General features: G+C 71.1%; 14 protein-coding genes. 13 read left to right on the top strand and 1 reads right to left on the bottom strand.

Going from position 1 to position 13,494, the window contains the following annotated elements; genetic code table 11:
* Positions 1 to 413 (top strand): DUF7586 domain-containing protein (locus ABD151_RS06420; protein ID WP_425571863.1); only part of this gene is annotated, 413 nt, incomplete at its 5' end.
* Positions 414 to 417: 4 nt separating this feature from the next.
* Here ABD151_RS06420 and ABD151_RS06415 read toward each other — a convergent pair.
* Positions 418 to 987 carry a hypothetical protein gene (locus ABD151_RS06415; protein ID WP_343992481.1) on the bottom strand — a complete coding sequence of 190 codons (570 nt, stop codon included), beginning with the start codon at positions 985 to 987 and terminating at the stop codon, positions 418 to 420.
* A 181-nt stretch (positions 988 to 1,168) separates the two neighbouring features.
* On the opposite strand from ABD151_RS06415, the gene carA reads away from it, so the two are divergent.
* The 12 genes from carA (at position 1,169) to metK (ending at position 13,480) form a co-directional block, all read left to right on the top strand.
* A complete protein-coding gene (carA, locus tag ABD151_RS06410) occupies positions 1,169 to 2,317 on the top strand; it encodes a glutamine-hydrolyzing carbamoyl-phosphate synthase small subunit (RefSeq protein ID WP_343992479.1) in 1,149 nt (382 codons plus the stop codon).
* Positions 2,318 to 2,322: 5 nt separating this feature from the next.
* Positions 2,323 to 5,646: a carbamoyl-phosphate synthase large subunit gene (carB, locus tag ABD151_RS06405; protein ID WP_343992477.1), complete on the top strand. Its 3,324-nt coding sequence runs from the start codon at positions 2,323 to 2,325 to the stop codon at positions 5,644 to 5,646.
* The gene (locus ABD151_RS06400) at positions 5,643 to 6,698 is read left to right on the top strand and encodes a quinone-dependent dihydroorotate dehydrogenase (RefSeq protein WP_343992476.1); all 1,056 of its coding nucleotides are present in this window, start codon (positions 5,643 to 5,645) and stop codon (positions 6,696 to 6,698) included. The genes carB and ABD151_RS06400 overlap by 4 nt, the downstream gene beginning before the upstream one ends.
* Positions 6,695 to 7,507 carry an iron-sulfur cluster-binding protein gene (locus ABD151_RS06395; RefSeq protein WP_343992475.1) on the top strand — a complete coding sequence of 271 codons (813 nt, stop codon included), beginning with the start codon at positions 6,695 to 6,697 and terminating at the stop codon, positions 7,505 to 7,507. The genes ABD151_RS06400 and ABD151_RS06395 overlap by 4 nt, the downstream gene beginning before the upstream one ends.
* Positions 7,504 to 8,289 (top strand): tRNA-dihydrouridine synthase, encoded by a 786-nt coding sequence (locus ABD151_RS06390; RefSeq protein WP_343992473.1) that lies wholly within the window; start codon positions 7,504 to 7,506, stop codon positions 8,287 to 8,289. The genes ABD151_RS06395 and ABD151_RS06390 overlap by 4 nt, the downstream gene beginning before the upstream one ends.
* A complete protein-coding gene (gene pyrF, locus ABD151_RS06385) occupies positions 8,286 to 9,110 on the top strand; it encodes an orotidine-5'-phosphate decarboxylase (protein WP_343992471.1) in 825 nt (274 codons plus the stop codon). The genes ABD151_RS06390 and pyrF overlap by 4 nt, the downstream gene beginning before the upstream one ends.
* Positions 9,111 to 9,114: 4 nt before the next feature.
* The gene (locus tag ABD151_RS06380) at positions 9,115 to 9,588 is read left to right on the top strand and encodes a hypothetical protein (RefSeq protein WP_343992469.1); all 474 of its coding nucleotides are present in this window, start codon (positions 9,115 to 9,117) and stop codon (positions 9,586 to 9,588) included.
* A gap of 94 nt (positions 9,589 to 9,682) precedes the next feature.
* Positions 9,683 to 10,003: an integration host factor, actinobacterial type gene (mihF, locus tag ABD151_RS06375; RefSeq protein ID WP_343992467.1), complete on the top strand. Its 321-nt coding sequence runs from the start codon at positions 9,683 to 9,685 to the stop codon at positions 10,001 to 10,003.
* A 26-nt stretch (positions 10,004 to 10,029) separates the two neighbouring features.
* Positions 10,030 to 10,584, top strand: coding sequence for a guanylate kinase (gene gmk / locus ABD151_RS06370; RefSeq protein ID WP_343992465.1), 555 nt, complete (start codon positions 10,030 to 10,032; stop codon positions 10,582 to 10,584).
* A gap of 60 nt (positions 10,585 to 10,644) precedes the next feature.
* Positions 10,645 to 10,971: a DNA-directed RNA polymerase subunit omega gene (gene rpoZ, locus ABD151_RS06365; RefSeq protein WP_425571862.1), complete on the top strand. Its 327-nt coding sequence runs from the start codon at positions 10,645 to 10,647 to the stop codon at positions 10,969 to 10,971.
* A gap of 13 nt (positions 10,972 to 10,984) precedes the next feature.
* Positions 10,985 to 12,202 carry a bifunctional phosphopantothenoylcysteine decarboxylase/phosphopantothenate--cysteine ligase CoaBC gene (gene coaBC, locus ABD151_RS06360; protein ID WP_425571871.1) on the top strand — a complete coding sequence of 406 codons (1,218 nt, stop codon included), beginning with the start codon at positions 10,985 to 10,987 and terminating at the stop codon, positions 12,200 to 12,202.
* 75 nt (positions 12,203 to 12,277) lie between these two features.
* Positions 12,278 to 13,480, top strand: a complete 1,203-nt coding sequence (gene metK, locus ABD151_RS06355; protein WP_343992459.1) for a methionine adenosyltransferase — start codon at positions 12,278 to 12,280, stop codon at positions 13,478 to 13,480.
* The last annotated feature ends 14 nt before the right edge of the window (positions 13,481 to 13,494 follow it).

Here is a 13,494-nt window from a genome sequence, read left to right as displayed (position 1 = left end):
GCGTGGTGCTGGCCAACGCGACGCACGGACTGGGCGGCACGGACCTGGTCGGCGAGCTGCTGGTCACCCTGGAGCACGCCGAGCCGATGCTGCCCGCGCCGTGGCGCCCGTCGTCACCGGTTCCGGACGAGGTGAGCGAGCTGCTCGGCGTCTGGTACTGGGGCGCGACCGAGCACGTGCTGGCCTGGGAGGGCGACGAGCTCGTCACCCGGGTGGCCGGCACCGCGGTCTGGAAGCACCGGGTGCGTGCCGGCGAGCTGATCGGCGTGGCCGGCTACCAGGACGGCGAGCGACTGCTGGTGACCCGGCGTGCGGACGGCTCCGTGCATCACCTGGATCTCGCCACCTTCGTGCTCACCCGGGTGCCCTACGACCCCACCGCGCCGATCCCCGGCGGGCTGGGCGGGCAGTAGCGCCTCAGCGCACCCGGTTCCGCCGGCCGCGGTCCTTGACCGCCTCGACGTCGGCGATCGCGACGGTGTTCCGGTTGCCGCGCAGGATCACGTCGTAGCCGCGCTTGCCGGTCAGGGCGTTGCGGTTGCCGGTCACGGTGACGAAGTTGTACTGCCGTGCACTGATCGTGCTGCGCTTGGCACGCAGCACCGTGCGCTCGGCGAGGCCGGTGATCGTGATCCGGTGCCGGCGACCGGTGACGGTGAGGCGCTCGGTGGACGAGGCGCGCACGTCGGCGCGCGCTCCCCGCACCACGATCTCGCGCAGCACCGCGCCACGGACGGTGACGTCGTCGCCCTCGATCACCAGGCGCTGCACCCGGCCGGCGTCCACGGTCACGCCGTCGCCGGTGATCCGGACCTCGTTGCAGTCGCCGTCCAGGCGGAAGCCGAGGTCGCTCTCGCTGATCGTGATGCCGACGCCGCCGGTGGCATGACAGGAGCGGGGCCAGAGGATCTCGGCATGGGCCGGCGCGCTGAGGCCGCTGAGCAGCAGCGGGGCGCAGAGCAGCAGGCCGAGAGCTGGACGCGACATGGTGTGGTTCCCTCCCAGGACTATTGACATACCGTCGGTACGCACCTGAGCCTAGGCCAGCAGGCACGGCGTTGGAGCAGGAGCCGGGGTGAGCCCGGACACATCGGGGTGCCTGGTAGGGTCGAGCCCGCTTGCACATCCTTTAACGAGCCGTCCTGTGAGGCGGAGAAGGAGGTCCGGCGTGCCGCTGCATGCCACGAAGAAGCCCGCGCTGCTCGTCCTCGAAGACGGCAGAACCTTCCGCGGCCAGGCCTACGGGGCCGAGGGTGAGACCTTCGGCGAGGCCGTGTTCTCGACCGGAATGACCGGTTATCAGGAGACCCTGACGGACCCGTCCTACCACCGCCAGGTGGTCGTGATGACGGCGCCGCACATCGGCAACACCGGGATGAACGACCAGGACCCGGAGTCCCGTCGCATCTGGGTGGCCGGATACGTCGTCCGCGACCCCGCGCGCCGTCCGTCGAACTGGCGCTCGCAGCGCTCCCTCGACGACGAGCTGCGCGAGCAGGGCGTGGTCGGCATCAGCGGGATCGACACCCGCGCGCTGACCCGCCACCTGCGCGAGCGCGGCGCGATGCGGGTCGGCATCTCCACCGTGGAGACCGACCCCGAGGCGCTGCTGGCCCGGGTCCAGGAGGCCGCCGCGATGACCGGCGCCAACCTCTCCGACGCCGTCTCCACGGCCGAGGCCTACGTGGTCCCCGCCGTCGGCGAGAAGAAGTACACCGTCGCCGCCCTCGACCTTGGGATCAAGGCGAACACGCCGCGGATGATGAGCGAGCGCGGCATCGAGGTGCACGTGCTGCCGGCGAACGCCAGCATCGAGGACGTCCTCGCGGTGAGCCCCGACGGGCTCTTCTTCTCCAACGGCCCGGGCGACCCGGCCGCGACCACCGGTCAGATCGAGCTGCTCAAGGCGGCGCTGGGCCAGGAGCTTCCCTACTTCGGGATCTGCTTCGGCAACCAGCTCTTCGGCCGCGCGCTCGGCTTCGGCACCTACAAGCTGAAGTACGGCCACCGGGGGATCAACCAGCCGGTGATGGACCGCACCACCGGCAAGGTCGAGGTCACCGCGCACAACCACGGCTTCGCGGTCGACGCCCCGCTCGAGGGCGAGACGCAGACCCCCTACGGCATCGCCCGGGTCAGCCACGTCTGCCTCAACGACGACGTCGTCGAGGGCCTGGAGCTCCGTGACGACGCGGGCGCCCTCAAGGCGTTCTCCGTCCAGTACCACCCGGAGGCAGCAGCCGGCCCGCACGACGCCGCCTACCTCTTCGACCGCTTCGTCCAGTTGCTGGACAGCACTGCTCGGAAGGACGCCTGACGCACATGCCGAAGCGCGAAGACATCAAGTCCGTCCTGGTGATCGGCTCGGGGCCGATCATCATCGGCCAGGCCTGTGAGTTCGACTACTCGGGCACCCAGGCCTGCCGGATCCTCAAGGCCGAGGGCCTGCGGGTGATCCTGATCAACTCCAACCCCGCCACGATCATGACCGACCCGGAGTTCGCCGACGCCACGTACGTCGAGCCGATCACCCCGGAGTTCGTCGAGAAGGTGATCGCGAAGGAGCGTCCCGACGCGATCCTGCCTACCCTCGGTGGCCAGACCGCGCTCAACGCGGCCATCGCGATGCACGAGGCCGGCGTCCTGGAGAAGTACGGCGTCGAGATGATCGGCGCCAACTTCGAGGCGATCCACCGCGGCGAGAACCGCGAGCTGTTCAACGGCATCGTGGACAAGGTCGGCGGCGAGGTCGCCCGCTCGGTGATCTGCCACTCGATGGACGACTGCCTGGCCGCCGTGGAGACCCTGGGCGGCGTCTACCCGGTGGTGATCCGCCCCTCCTTCACGATGGGCGGCACCGGCTCCGGCATCGCCTACTCCGAGGAGGACCTGCACCGCCTGGCGGGTGCCGGCCTCTCCGCCTCGCCCACCACCGAGGTGCTGATCGAGGAGTCGATCCTCGGGTGGAAGGAGTACGAGCTGGAGGTGATGCGCGACCGCAACGACAACGTCGTCATCATCTGCTCGATCGAGAACTTCGACCCGATGGGCACCCACACCGGTGACTCCATCACCGTCGCTCCGGCGATGACGCTCACCGACCGCGAGTACCAGCACCTGCGCGACCTCGCGATCGGGATCATCCGCGAGGTCGGCGTGGACACCGGCGGCTGCAACATCCAGTACGCGGTGAACCCCGCCGACGGCCGGGTGATCGTGATCGAGATGAACCCGCGCGTCTCCCGCTCCTCGGCGCTCGCCTCGAAGGCGACCGGCTACCCGATCGCCAAGATCGCCGCCAAGGTGGCCATCGGCTACACGCTCGACGAGATCGAGAACGACATCACCGCCGGCCCGCAGGGCTCCACGGCGGCGTCGTTCGAGCCGACCCTCGACTACGTCGTGGTGAAGGTCCCGCGCTTCGCGTTCGAGAAGTTCCCGACCGCTGACGACACCCTGACCACGCACATGAAGTCCGTGGGCGAGGCGATGTCGATCGGTCGCAACTTCACCGAGTCCTTCAACAAGGCCCTGCGCTCGATGGAGAACAAGGCCGCCCCGTTCCGCTTCACCGGTGACGCCGGCGACAAGGCCGCGCTGCTCGAGGACGTCAAGCGGCCGCACGACGGCCGGGTGCAGAAGGTGATGCAGGCGATCCGTGCCGGCGCCACCCCCGAGGAGATCTTCGACGCGACCAAGATCGACCCCTGGTTCGTCGACCAGCTCTTCCTGATCCACGAGGTCGCCCTGGAGACGGCCGACTCCGCCGAGCTCGACGAGTCCGCGCTCCGGACGGCCAAGCGGCACGGCTTCTCGGACGCCCAGATCGCCGACATCCGCGGGATCTCCGAGGCCGAGGTGCGCGCCGCGCGCCACGCCGTGGGCGTCCGCCCGGTCTACAAGACGGTCGACACCTGTGCTGCCGAGTTCGCGGCGAAGACCCCGTACTACTACTCCTCCTACGACGAGGAGAGCGAGGTCCTGCCGCGCGAGCGTCCGGCCGTGCTGATCCTGGGCTCGGGCCCCAACCGGATCGGCCAGGGCATCGAGTTCGACTACTCCTGCGTGCACGCCGCACTGGAGCTCTCCAAGGCCGGCTACGAGACCATCATGGTCAACTGCAACCCGGAGACGGTCTCCACCGACTACGACACCGCGGACCGGCTCTACTTCGAGCCGCTCACCCTCGAGGACGTCCTCGAGATCTACCACGCGGAGTCGGCGGCCGGCCCGGTCGCCGGTGTGATCGCCACCCTCGGCGGGCAGACCCCGCTCGGCCTGGCCCAGGGCCTCAAGGACGCCGGCGTGCCGATCGTGGGCACCCAGCCCGAGGCGATCGACCTCGCCGAGGAGCGCGGCGCGTTCGGCCGGGTGCTGGACGAGGCCGGGCTGGTCGCTCCCAAGCACGGCACCGCCGTCTCCTTCGAGGACGCTCGGCAGATCGCGCACGGGATCGGCTACCCGGTGCTGGTCCGCCCGTCCTACGTACTCGGCGGCCGTGGCATGCAGATCGTCTACTCCGACGACCAGCTGGAGTCGTACCTGGCCGCCGCGACGGACCTGATCAGCGAGGACCGTCCGGTCCTCATCGACCGGTTCATCGACGACGCCGTCGAGATCGACGTCGACGCGCTCTACGACGGCACCGAGCTGTTCCTGGGTGGCGTGATGGAGCACATCGAGGAGGCCGGCATCCACTCCGGTGACTCCTCCTGCGCACTGCCGCCGATCACCCTGGGTGCCTCGGAGATCGAGCGGATCCGCAAGGCCACCGAGGGGATCGCCAAGGGCGTCGGCGTCCGCGGCCTGATCAACATCCAGTTCGCGTTGGGCTCGGACGTGCTCTACGTGCTCGAGGCCAACCCGCGCGCCTCGCGCACCGTGCCCTTCGTCTCCAAGGCGACCGGCACCTCGCTGGCCAAGGCGGCCAGCCGGGTGATGCTCGGCGAGTCGATCGCCGACCTGCGCGCCGCCGGCATCCTGCCGGCGACCGGCGACGGCGGCCTGTTGCCGGCCGACGCGCCGATCGCGGTCAAGGAGGCGGTGCTGCCGTTCAACCGGTTCCGCACCCCCGAGGGCAAGTTCGTGGACACCGTGCTCGGCCCGGAGATGAAGTCCACCGGTGAGGTGATGGGCTTCGACGCCGACTTCGGCAAGGCGTTCAGCAAGTCGCAGGCGGCCTCCTACGGACCGCTGCCGACGTCGGGCAAGGTCTTCATCTCGATCGCCAACCGCGACAAGCGGATGATGATCTTCCCGGCCCGGGTGCTGGCCGACCACGGCTTCGAGCTGCTGGCCACCCAGGGCACCGTCGAGGTGCTGCGCCGCAACGGCATCGAGGCCACCGTGGTGCGCAAGCACTTCGAGGGCGCGGGGGAGTCCGGCGAGAAGACCTCGGTCCAGATGATCCTGGACGGCGAGATCGACCTGATCGTGAACACCCCCAACGGCTCGGCCTCCGATGCGCGCGTCGACGGCTACGAGATCCGTGCGGCAGCGGTGCTGACCGGGACCCCGTGCATCACCACGGTGCAGGGTCTGGCCGCAGCGGTGCAGGGCATCGCCGCGATCCGCTCGGGGAGCATCGGCGTGCGCAGCCTGCAGGAGTGGAGCGCGCTGGCCGCGGCTCGGGGCACGGGCGCGTGAGCGGTCCCTACCGGATCCTCTTCGATCGGGTGCTGACCCGGATCGACCCGGAGCAGGCGCACCACGCCGCCTTCTCCGCGATCCGGGCAGCCGGCCCGGTGCTCGGCGGCAAGGCCGGCGCCGGGCTCCGGGTCACCGACCCGGTGGTGGCCTTCGGCCTCACCTTCGCCAACCGGCTCGGACTGGCGGCGGGCTTCGACAAGAACGCCGTCGGCATCGACGCCCTCGGCGCGTTGGGCTTCGGCCACGTCGAGATCGGCACCGTCACCGGTCATGCCCAGCCCGGCAACCCCAAGCCCCGGCTGTTCCGGCTGCCCGAGGACCGCGCGGTGGTCAACCGGATGGGCTTCAACAACGAGGGTGCCGAGGCGGTCGCCCAGCGGCTCGCGGCGCGAGCCGCTCGTCGGCTCGGCCGCCCCGGCCCGATCCTCGGCGTGAACATCGGCAAGACCAAGGTCGTCCCCGACGACGACCTGGCCGCGGTGATCGGCGACTACGAGTTCTCGACCCGGGCACTGGCGCCCCACGCCGACTACCTGGTCGTCAACGTGAGCTCGCCGAACACGCCCGGCCTGCGCAACCTGCAGGCCGTGGAGAAGCTGGAGCCGATCCTGACCGCAGTGCGGCGCACCGCCGATCAGGTCACCACGCGACGGGTGCCGCTGCTGGTGAAGATCGCACCCGACCTCGCCGATGAGGACGTCGTCGACGTCGCCAAGATGGCCCTGGCCGTCGAGCTCGACGGGATCACCGCGACCAACACCACGATCTCGCGTGCCGGGCTGTCCAGCCCAGCCGAGAAGGTCGAGGCAGCCGGTGCCGGTGGACTCTCCGGTGCGCCACTGCGCGAGCGCTCGCTGGAGGTGCTGCGCCAGCTCAAGGCGGTGGTCGGCGACGACCTGGCGCTGGTCTCGGTCGGCGGCATCACCACCGGCGCCGACGCCCTCGCCCGGGTCGAGGCCGGCGCCACCCTGGTCCAGGGCTACACCGCCTTCATCTATGAGGGAGCACTGTGGCCGCGGCGGGTCCTGAAGGGCCTCGCCGGCCGATGAGCGCCCACGTCCCGATCCAGATCGCGGCCGAGGTGGTCGCGATCAAGCGGGTCGGGGCGCTGCGGCAGCTGACCCTCACCGCGCCGGGCGTGGCCGAGCTGTTCCGGCCGGGCAACGTGGTCTCGCTGGTGCTGCCGGGCGGGGCCCGGCTGGCGCGTCGCAGCTACTGGGTGCATCGGGTCAGCCCGGTCGGTCCGCGCGGGCCGAGCCTGGAGCTGATCGTGGAGCCCCGGGGCGTGGCCGGCAGTTGGCTGGCCTCCCGGGAGCCCGGGCACCAGGTCGCCATGATCGGTCCGCTCGGGCGTCCCTTCGCGCAACCGCGCGAGCCGGTCACCTGCGTGCTGGTCGGCGACGGGGTGCATGCCGCTCCGCTGGTGCCGTTGGCCGAGCGCCTGCGCGAGCGGGGCTGCGTGGTGCACGTGCTGCTCGCGGCACCCACCGAGGCGCAGCTGGCCGGGGTGGTCGACGTCCGCCGCTTCGCGCGCTCGGTCCAGGTGGTCACCGGTGACGGGTCGATCGGGGCCCGCGGCGGGATCGCCGACGTGCTGCCGGAGCTGATCGCCCGGACCGCGGCCGAGGTCGTCTACGCCGCCGGCGAGGTGCCGGCCATGCACGACGTCGCCCGGATCGCCGAGGCGTCCGGTGCCTGGAGCCAGGTCGGCCTCCGGCTCGACCAGCCGTGCGGCACCGGCCTGTGCCACGGCTGCCCGGTCCCGGTCGCCGGTGAGGACGGCGCGCCTCGCACCGTCCGAGCCTGCGTCGAGGGGCCGGTCTTCCGCGGCGACCGCGTCAGGTGGGCGGACCTGTGAGCCTCGACCTCACCCATCCCGTGCTGGTCGCCGCGGGCTGTGGCGGCACCGGGCGCGAGCTCGCCCTGGAGGGCGTGGGTGGCCTGGTCACCCGCACCATCACGCTGACCGCGCGTGCCGGCGCGGCCGCGCCCCGGATCGAGGAGAGCCCTGCGGGCTGGCTGCGCGCACTCGGCGTGCCGAACCCCGGGCTCGACCAGTTCCTTGCCCTGGAGCTTCCCGGGCTGGTGCAGCGCAACGTCCCGGTGATCGTCTCGATCGCCGCGGAGCGCCCCGACGAGCTCGCGGAGCTGGCCCGCCGGATCGGGCAGGCACCGGGCGTGCGTGCCGTCGAGGTCGGGGTCGGGGCCGTGCTTCCGGAGCCGACGCCGGCGCAGCTGGCGAACGTCGTGGAGACGGTGCTGCCGCAGCTCCCGGCCGGAGTGCCGCTGATCGCCAAGGTCGGCCTCGCCGTGCCCGGCGTGGTGGGGCTGGCGCGGGCTGCTGTGGCGGCGGGCGCCGGCGCGCTGACCATCGGCGGCGGCCTGCCCGCGGCGATGCGCGACGGCCGGCCGGCCGAGCTGAGTGGCCCGGCGATCGCCCCGGTGGCGATGGCTGCCCTGCTGCGGGTCCGCCAGGCCCTGCCGGAGGTCCCCCTGCTGAGCGGGGGCGGCGTCACCACGGCCGAAGACGCTAGGCTCCGGCTCGCGGCCGGTGCCACGGCGGTGCAGCTCGGGGCTGCACTGCTGCACGACCCCACTACCGCGGCCCGTCTGGCCGCAGAGATCGGAGAAGCACGATGACCTTCGGTGCGCGTCTGTACCGGACGAAGCAGGCCCGCGGCCCCCTGTGCGTGGGGATCGACCCGCACGCCTCGCTGCTGCGGGAGTGGGGACTCGACGACAACGTCGCCGGTCTCGAGCAGTTCGCCCGCATCGCAGTGGAGGCACTGGCGCCCGAGGCGTCGCTGATCAAGCCCCAGTCGGCCTTCTTCGAGCGGTTCGGCAGCCGGGGGATCGCGGTCCTCGAGCAGGTCTGCGACGACGCACGTGCGGCCGGAGCGATGGTGCTGCTCGACGTGAAGCGCGGTGACATCGGCTCGACCTCGCAGGCCTACGCCGACGCCTACTTCGGCGCCACCTCGACGCTGGCCGTGGACGCGATCACGGTCAGCCCCTACCTGGGCTTCGGCTCCATCCAGCCGATGATCGACACCGCGCTCGCCAACAACGCCGGCCTCTTCGTGCTGGCGATGACCAGCAACCCGGAGGGCCCCCAGTTCCAGATGGCCCGGACCGGCTCGGGGCGCACTGTGGCCGGCACCGTGCTGGACTCGCTGGCGGCCGCCAACGCCGGTTGCGTGCCGCTCGGCTCCCTCGGCGCCGTGGTCGGCGCGACCCTCGCCGACACCGGCGAGGACTTCGCCTTCAACGGACCGATTCTGGCACCCGGCGTCGGCGCCCAGGGCGGCACGCCGGCCGACGTCCGCCGGATCTTCGGCAGCGCTGCGTCCAACGTGCTGCCCAGCAGCTCGCGCGACATCCTGCGGGCGGGTCCCGACGTCGCTGCCCTGCGGGAGGCGGCGCGCCGGGTGAACGGCGAGTTCGCCGAGGCGTTGGGCTGAGCCGGTGATCGCTGGTCGGCGCAGCCTGTGGCGCCTGGGCGCTGCGCTCGGCGTCGCGCTGCTGGCAGGCTCGGCGCTCCTTGCCTGCTCCGAGCCCACCGATCAGGAGCAGCGGGCCGCGTACTGCGAGGCGGTCTCCGATGCCGCCCAGGAGCTCACCCGGATCGCCGACGAGGGCGGCGCCGGTGCCTTCGTGCAGGCGCTGCCGACGCTGGAGGGGTTGGCCGAGGCCGCACCGGCCGACCTCGAGGACGAGTGGGCGACCTACCTTGACGCCCTGCACGGGCTGCGGGACGCCGTTGCGGACGCCGGGCTGGAGCCGTCGGCACTGGACGCTCCACTGAGCGAGGACGTCGCCCAGGCCGACCGGCAGGCGATCGCGACGGCGGTGGCCACGGTCACCTCGGCTGAGGTGCGAGCAGCTGCCACCGGCATCACCCAGCAGGCACTGGACGTCTGCGACACCCAGATCCTGTAGTCCGCTCACCCCTGCGTTGCCCTGGCTCGCCGGGTGTGACTAGATTGGCCCGACACCCGCTGACCCGCGACGGAAATGACGAGGATCCTCACCCGTGGCACTGCCCCCGCTTACTCCCGAGCAACGCCAGGCCGCCTTGGACAAGGCTGCCGCCTCCCGACGGGAGCGGGCCGAGGTGAAGAACCGGCTGAAGAACTCCGGCGCCTCCCTGATCGACGTGGTGCACGAGGGGCAGAGCAACGAGGTGATCGGCAAGATGCGGGTCGTCGACCTGCTGCAGTCGGTGCCCGGCCTGGGCAAGGTGCGCGCCCGTCAGGTGATGGAGCGCCTCGGCATCGCCGAGAGCCGTCGGGTGCGGGGCCTGGGGATCAAGCAGGTCGCGGCCCTTGAGGCCGAGTTCTCCTCGCGCGGCTGATCAGGTCTAGAGGGAGTCTTTCTGTCATGCCGTCACGTCTTGTCGTCCTCGCCGGCCCCACCGCCGTGGGCAAGGGCACCGTCGCCGCAGTGATCCGCGACGAGCACCCCGAGGTCTGGATCTCGGTCTCGGCGACCACTCGTGCGCCCCGCCCGGGCGAGGTCGATGGGGTCCACTACTGGTTCGTCTCCGACGAGCAGTTCGACGCGATGATCGCCGAGGGCGATCTGCTGGAGTGGGCCGTGGTCCACAAGGCCGCCCGCTACGGCACGCCACGCAAGGCGGTCGAGCAGGCGCTGGCAGATGGTCGCCCGGCTCTGCTGGAGATCGACCTGCAGGGCGCGCGCCAGGTGAAGCAGAACATGCCCGAGGCGCTCTTCGTCTTCCTCAAGCCGCCGTCCTGGGAGGAGCTGGTGCGCCGCCTGGTGGGCCGCGGCACCGAGGACGAGGCCGAGCGGGAGCGCCGCCTGGAGACCGCGCGGGTCGAGCTCGCCGCCGAGTCCGAGTTCGACGTGAGCATCGTCAACCACGAAGTTCACGATGCCGCTCAAGAGTTGGTAAACTTGATGAGGCCCGAGTGAACCCTGCCCTGGTGGCGTGCTCGGCTGTTCCCAACAACGATGATCGTGAGGCCTGTCCACGTGTCTGCTCCCACCGGTGAGGGTGTTACCCACCCGTCGATCGACGAACTGCTCACCAAGACGGACTCCAAGTACAAGCTGGTCCTCTACAGCGCGAAGCGTGCGCGTCAGATCAACGCCTACTACTCGCAGCTGGGCGAGGGCCTGCTCGAGTACGTCGGCCCGCTGGTCGACACCCACGTGCAGGAGAAGCCGCTGTCGATCGCGCTGCGCGAGATCAACAAGGACCTGCTGACCTGCGAGGACGTCGACCCTGCCGAGCTGGCTGCCGAAGAGGCCGCTGCCAAGGCTGCTGCGGCCGACGCCGCACTCGCCGCCTCCGAGTGACGCGGCACGGCGCCTGATGAAGGTCGTCCTCGGCGTAGCCGGTGGCATCGCCGCCTACAAGGCGTGCGAGCTGCTGCGCCGGTTCTCCGAGTCCGGGCACGACGTCACCGTCGTGCCCACGGCTGCTGCCCTCGAGTTCGTGGGCGCGCCCACCTGGGCGGCGCTCTCGGGCAAGCCGGTCTCGGCCGAGGTCTGGGACGGCGTCCATCAGGTGCCGCATGTGCGGATCGGCCAGGAGGCCGATCTGGTGGTGGTGGCTCCGGCCACCGCCGACCTGTTGGCGAAGGCCGCCCACGGCCTCGCCGACGACCTGTTGACCAACACCCTGCTCACCGCACGCTGTCCGGTGGTCTTCGCTCCGGCGATGCACACCGAGATGTGGGAGCACCCGGCGACGGTGGCGAACGTCGCGATGCTGCGCAGTCGCGGCAATCTGGTGATCGAGCCTGCCGAGGGCCGGCTGACCGGCAAGGACACCGGCAAGGGCAGGCTGCCCGAGCCGGCCGAGATCTTCGCCGCGGTCACCGACCTGATGGCCACCGGCGGCCCGCGCAACGACCTCGCCGGTCGTCGCGTGGTGGTCTCCGCCGGCGGCACCCGGGAGTACCTGGACCCGGTCCGCTTCCTCGGCAACCGCTCGTCTGGGCGCCAGGGCTACGCCCTCGCCCGCGCGGCGATGGCCCGCGGAGCCGACGTCACCCTGGTCGCCGCCAACGTGGAGCTGCCGGACCCGGCCGGGGTCAAGGTGGTGCACGTCTCGACCACCGCCGAGCTGCGCGCTGCGGTGCTCGAGGCTGCCGCCTGGGCCGACGCCGTGGTGATGGCGGCCGCACCGGCCGACTTCCGGCCCACCGCGTTCGCGGAGAGCAAGATCAAGAAGGCCGAGGACGGCTCGGCCCCGCCGATCACGTTGGCGCAGAACCCCGACATCCTCAAGGAGATCTCGCAGCACCGGGCCCGCGCGGGCCAGGTGATTGTCGGATTCGCCGCCGAGACGGGCGATGCAACCGGTAGCGTCCTGGATCTCGGCCGAGCCAAGCTGGCTCGCAAGGGCTGCGACCTGCTGGTGGTCAACGACGTCAGCGGGGGAGCGGTCTTCGGCAGCAACGACAACGAGGCCGTGATCGTGGCGGCCGACGGCGGTGAGGTCCCGGTCGCCCGGGGCGCCAAGTCGCAGTTGGCCCACGCGATCTGGGATCAGGTCGTCACCCGCTTCACCCCGACTGCTTGAGACGAACCTCACGTAACTGTTGTTGCTCGATATCGTTGCCCTTCACACACCAACCGACTGGGAGTGAGTACGACTGTGGCTGGACGCCTTTTCACCTCGGAGTCTGTGACTGAGGGTCACCCGGACAAGATCGCCGACCAGATCAGCGACACCGTCCTGGACTACCTGATGGCCCATGACCCGAACACCGCGAACCTCCGTGTCGCGGTCGAGACCCTGCTCACCACGGGTCTCGTCGTGGTGGCCGGCGAGGTCCGCACCGAGGCGTACGCCCCGGTCGCCGAGCTGGTCCGCAAGAAGATCATCGAGATCGGCTACGACCACTCCGACAAGGGCTTCGACGGCCTCACCTGTGGTGTCCAGGTCGCGATCGGCGCGCAGTCGGCCGACATCGCCGCGGGTGTCGACGAGGGCCACGAGGCCCGGGTCGGCGACTCCGAGGACGACCTCGACAAGCGTGGCGCCGGCGACCAGGGCCTGATGTTCGGCTACGCCTGCGACGACACCCCGCAGCTCTTCCCGCTGCCGATCAAGATCGCGCAGAGCCTGGCCGAGCGGCTGACTGCGGTGCGCAAGGACGGCACGCTGCCGTACCTGCGTCCCGACGGCAAGACCCAGGTCACCATCGAGTACGACCAGGACGACCGTCCGGTCCGCATCGACACCGTGGTGCTCTCGACCCAGCACGCCGAGGACGTCGAGCACGGCACTCTCGAGGCCGACATCAAGAAGCACGTGATCGACGCGGTCCTGGAGACCTTCGAGATCCCGTCCGACGGCTACCGCCTGCTGGTCAACCCGACCGGCAAGTTCGTGGTCGGCGGCCCGATGGGCGACGCCGGCCTGACCGGCCGCAAGATCATCGTCGACACCTACGGCGGCATGGCCCGTCACGGCGGCGGCGCCTTCTCCGGCAAGGACCCGTCCAAGGTCGACCGCTCCGCCGCCTACGCGATGCGCTGGGTCGCCAAGAACATCGTCGCCGCGGGCCTGGCCCGTCGGGCCGAGGTCCAGGTCGCCTACGCGATCGGCAAGGCCGCCCCGGTGGGCGTCTTCGTCGAGACCTTCGGCACCGGCGTGATCGCCGACGAGAAGATCCAGGAGGCCGTGCTGCAGGTCTTCGACCTCCGTCCGGCCGCGATCATCCGCGACCTGGACCTGCTGCGGCCGATCTACGCCCAGACCGCTGCCTACGGCCACTTCGGTCGCGAGCTGCCGGACTTCACCTGGGAGCGCACCGACCGCGCCGAGGCTCTCAAGGCCGCTGCCGGCGTCTGATCGTCAGCACGAGA

The sequence above is a fragment of the Nocardioides dubius genome, assembly GCF_039528155.1.
Classification (GTDB): Bacteria; Actinomycetota; Actinomycetes; order Propionibacteriales; family Nocardioidaceae; genus Nocardioides; species Nocardioides dubius.
Note: the sequence above shows the minus strand (reverse complement) of the source record. Positions and strands in the feature narration are given on the sequence as shown.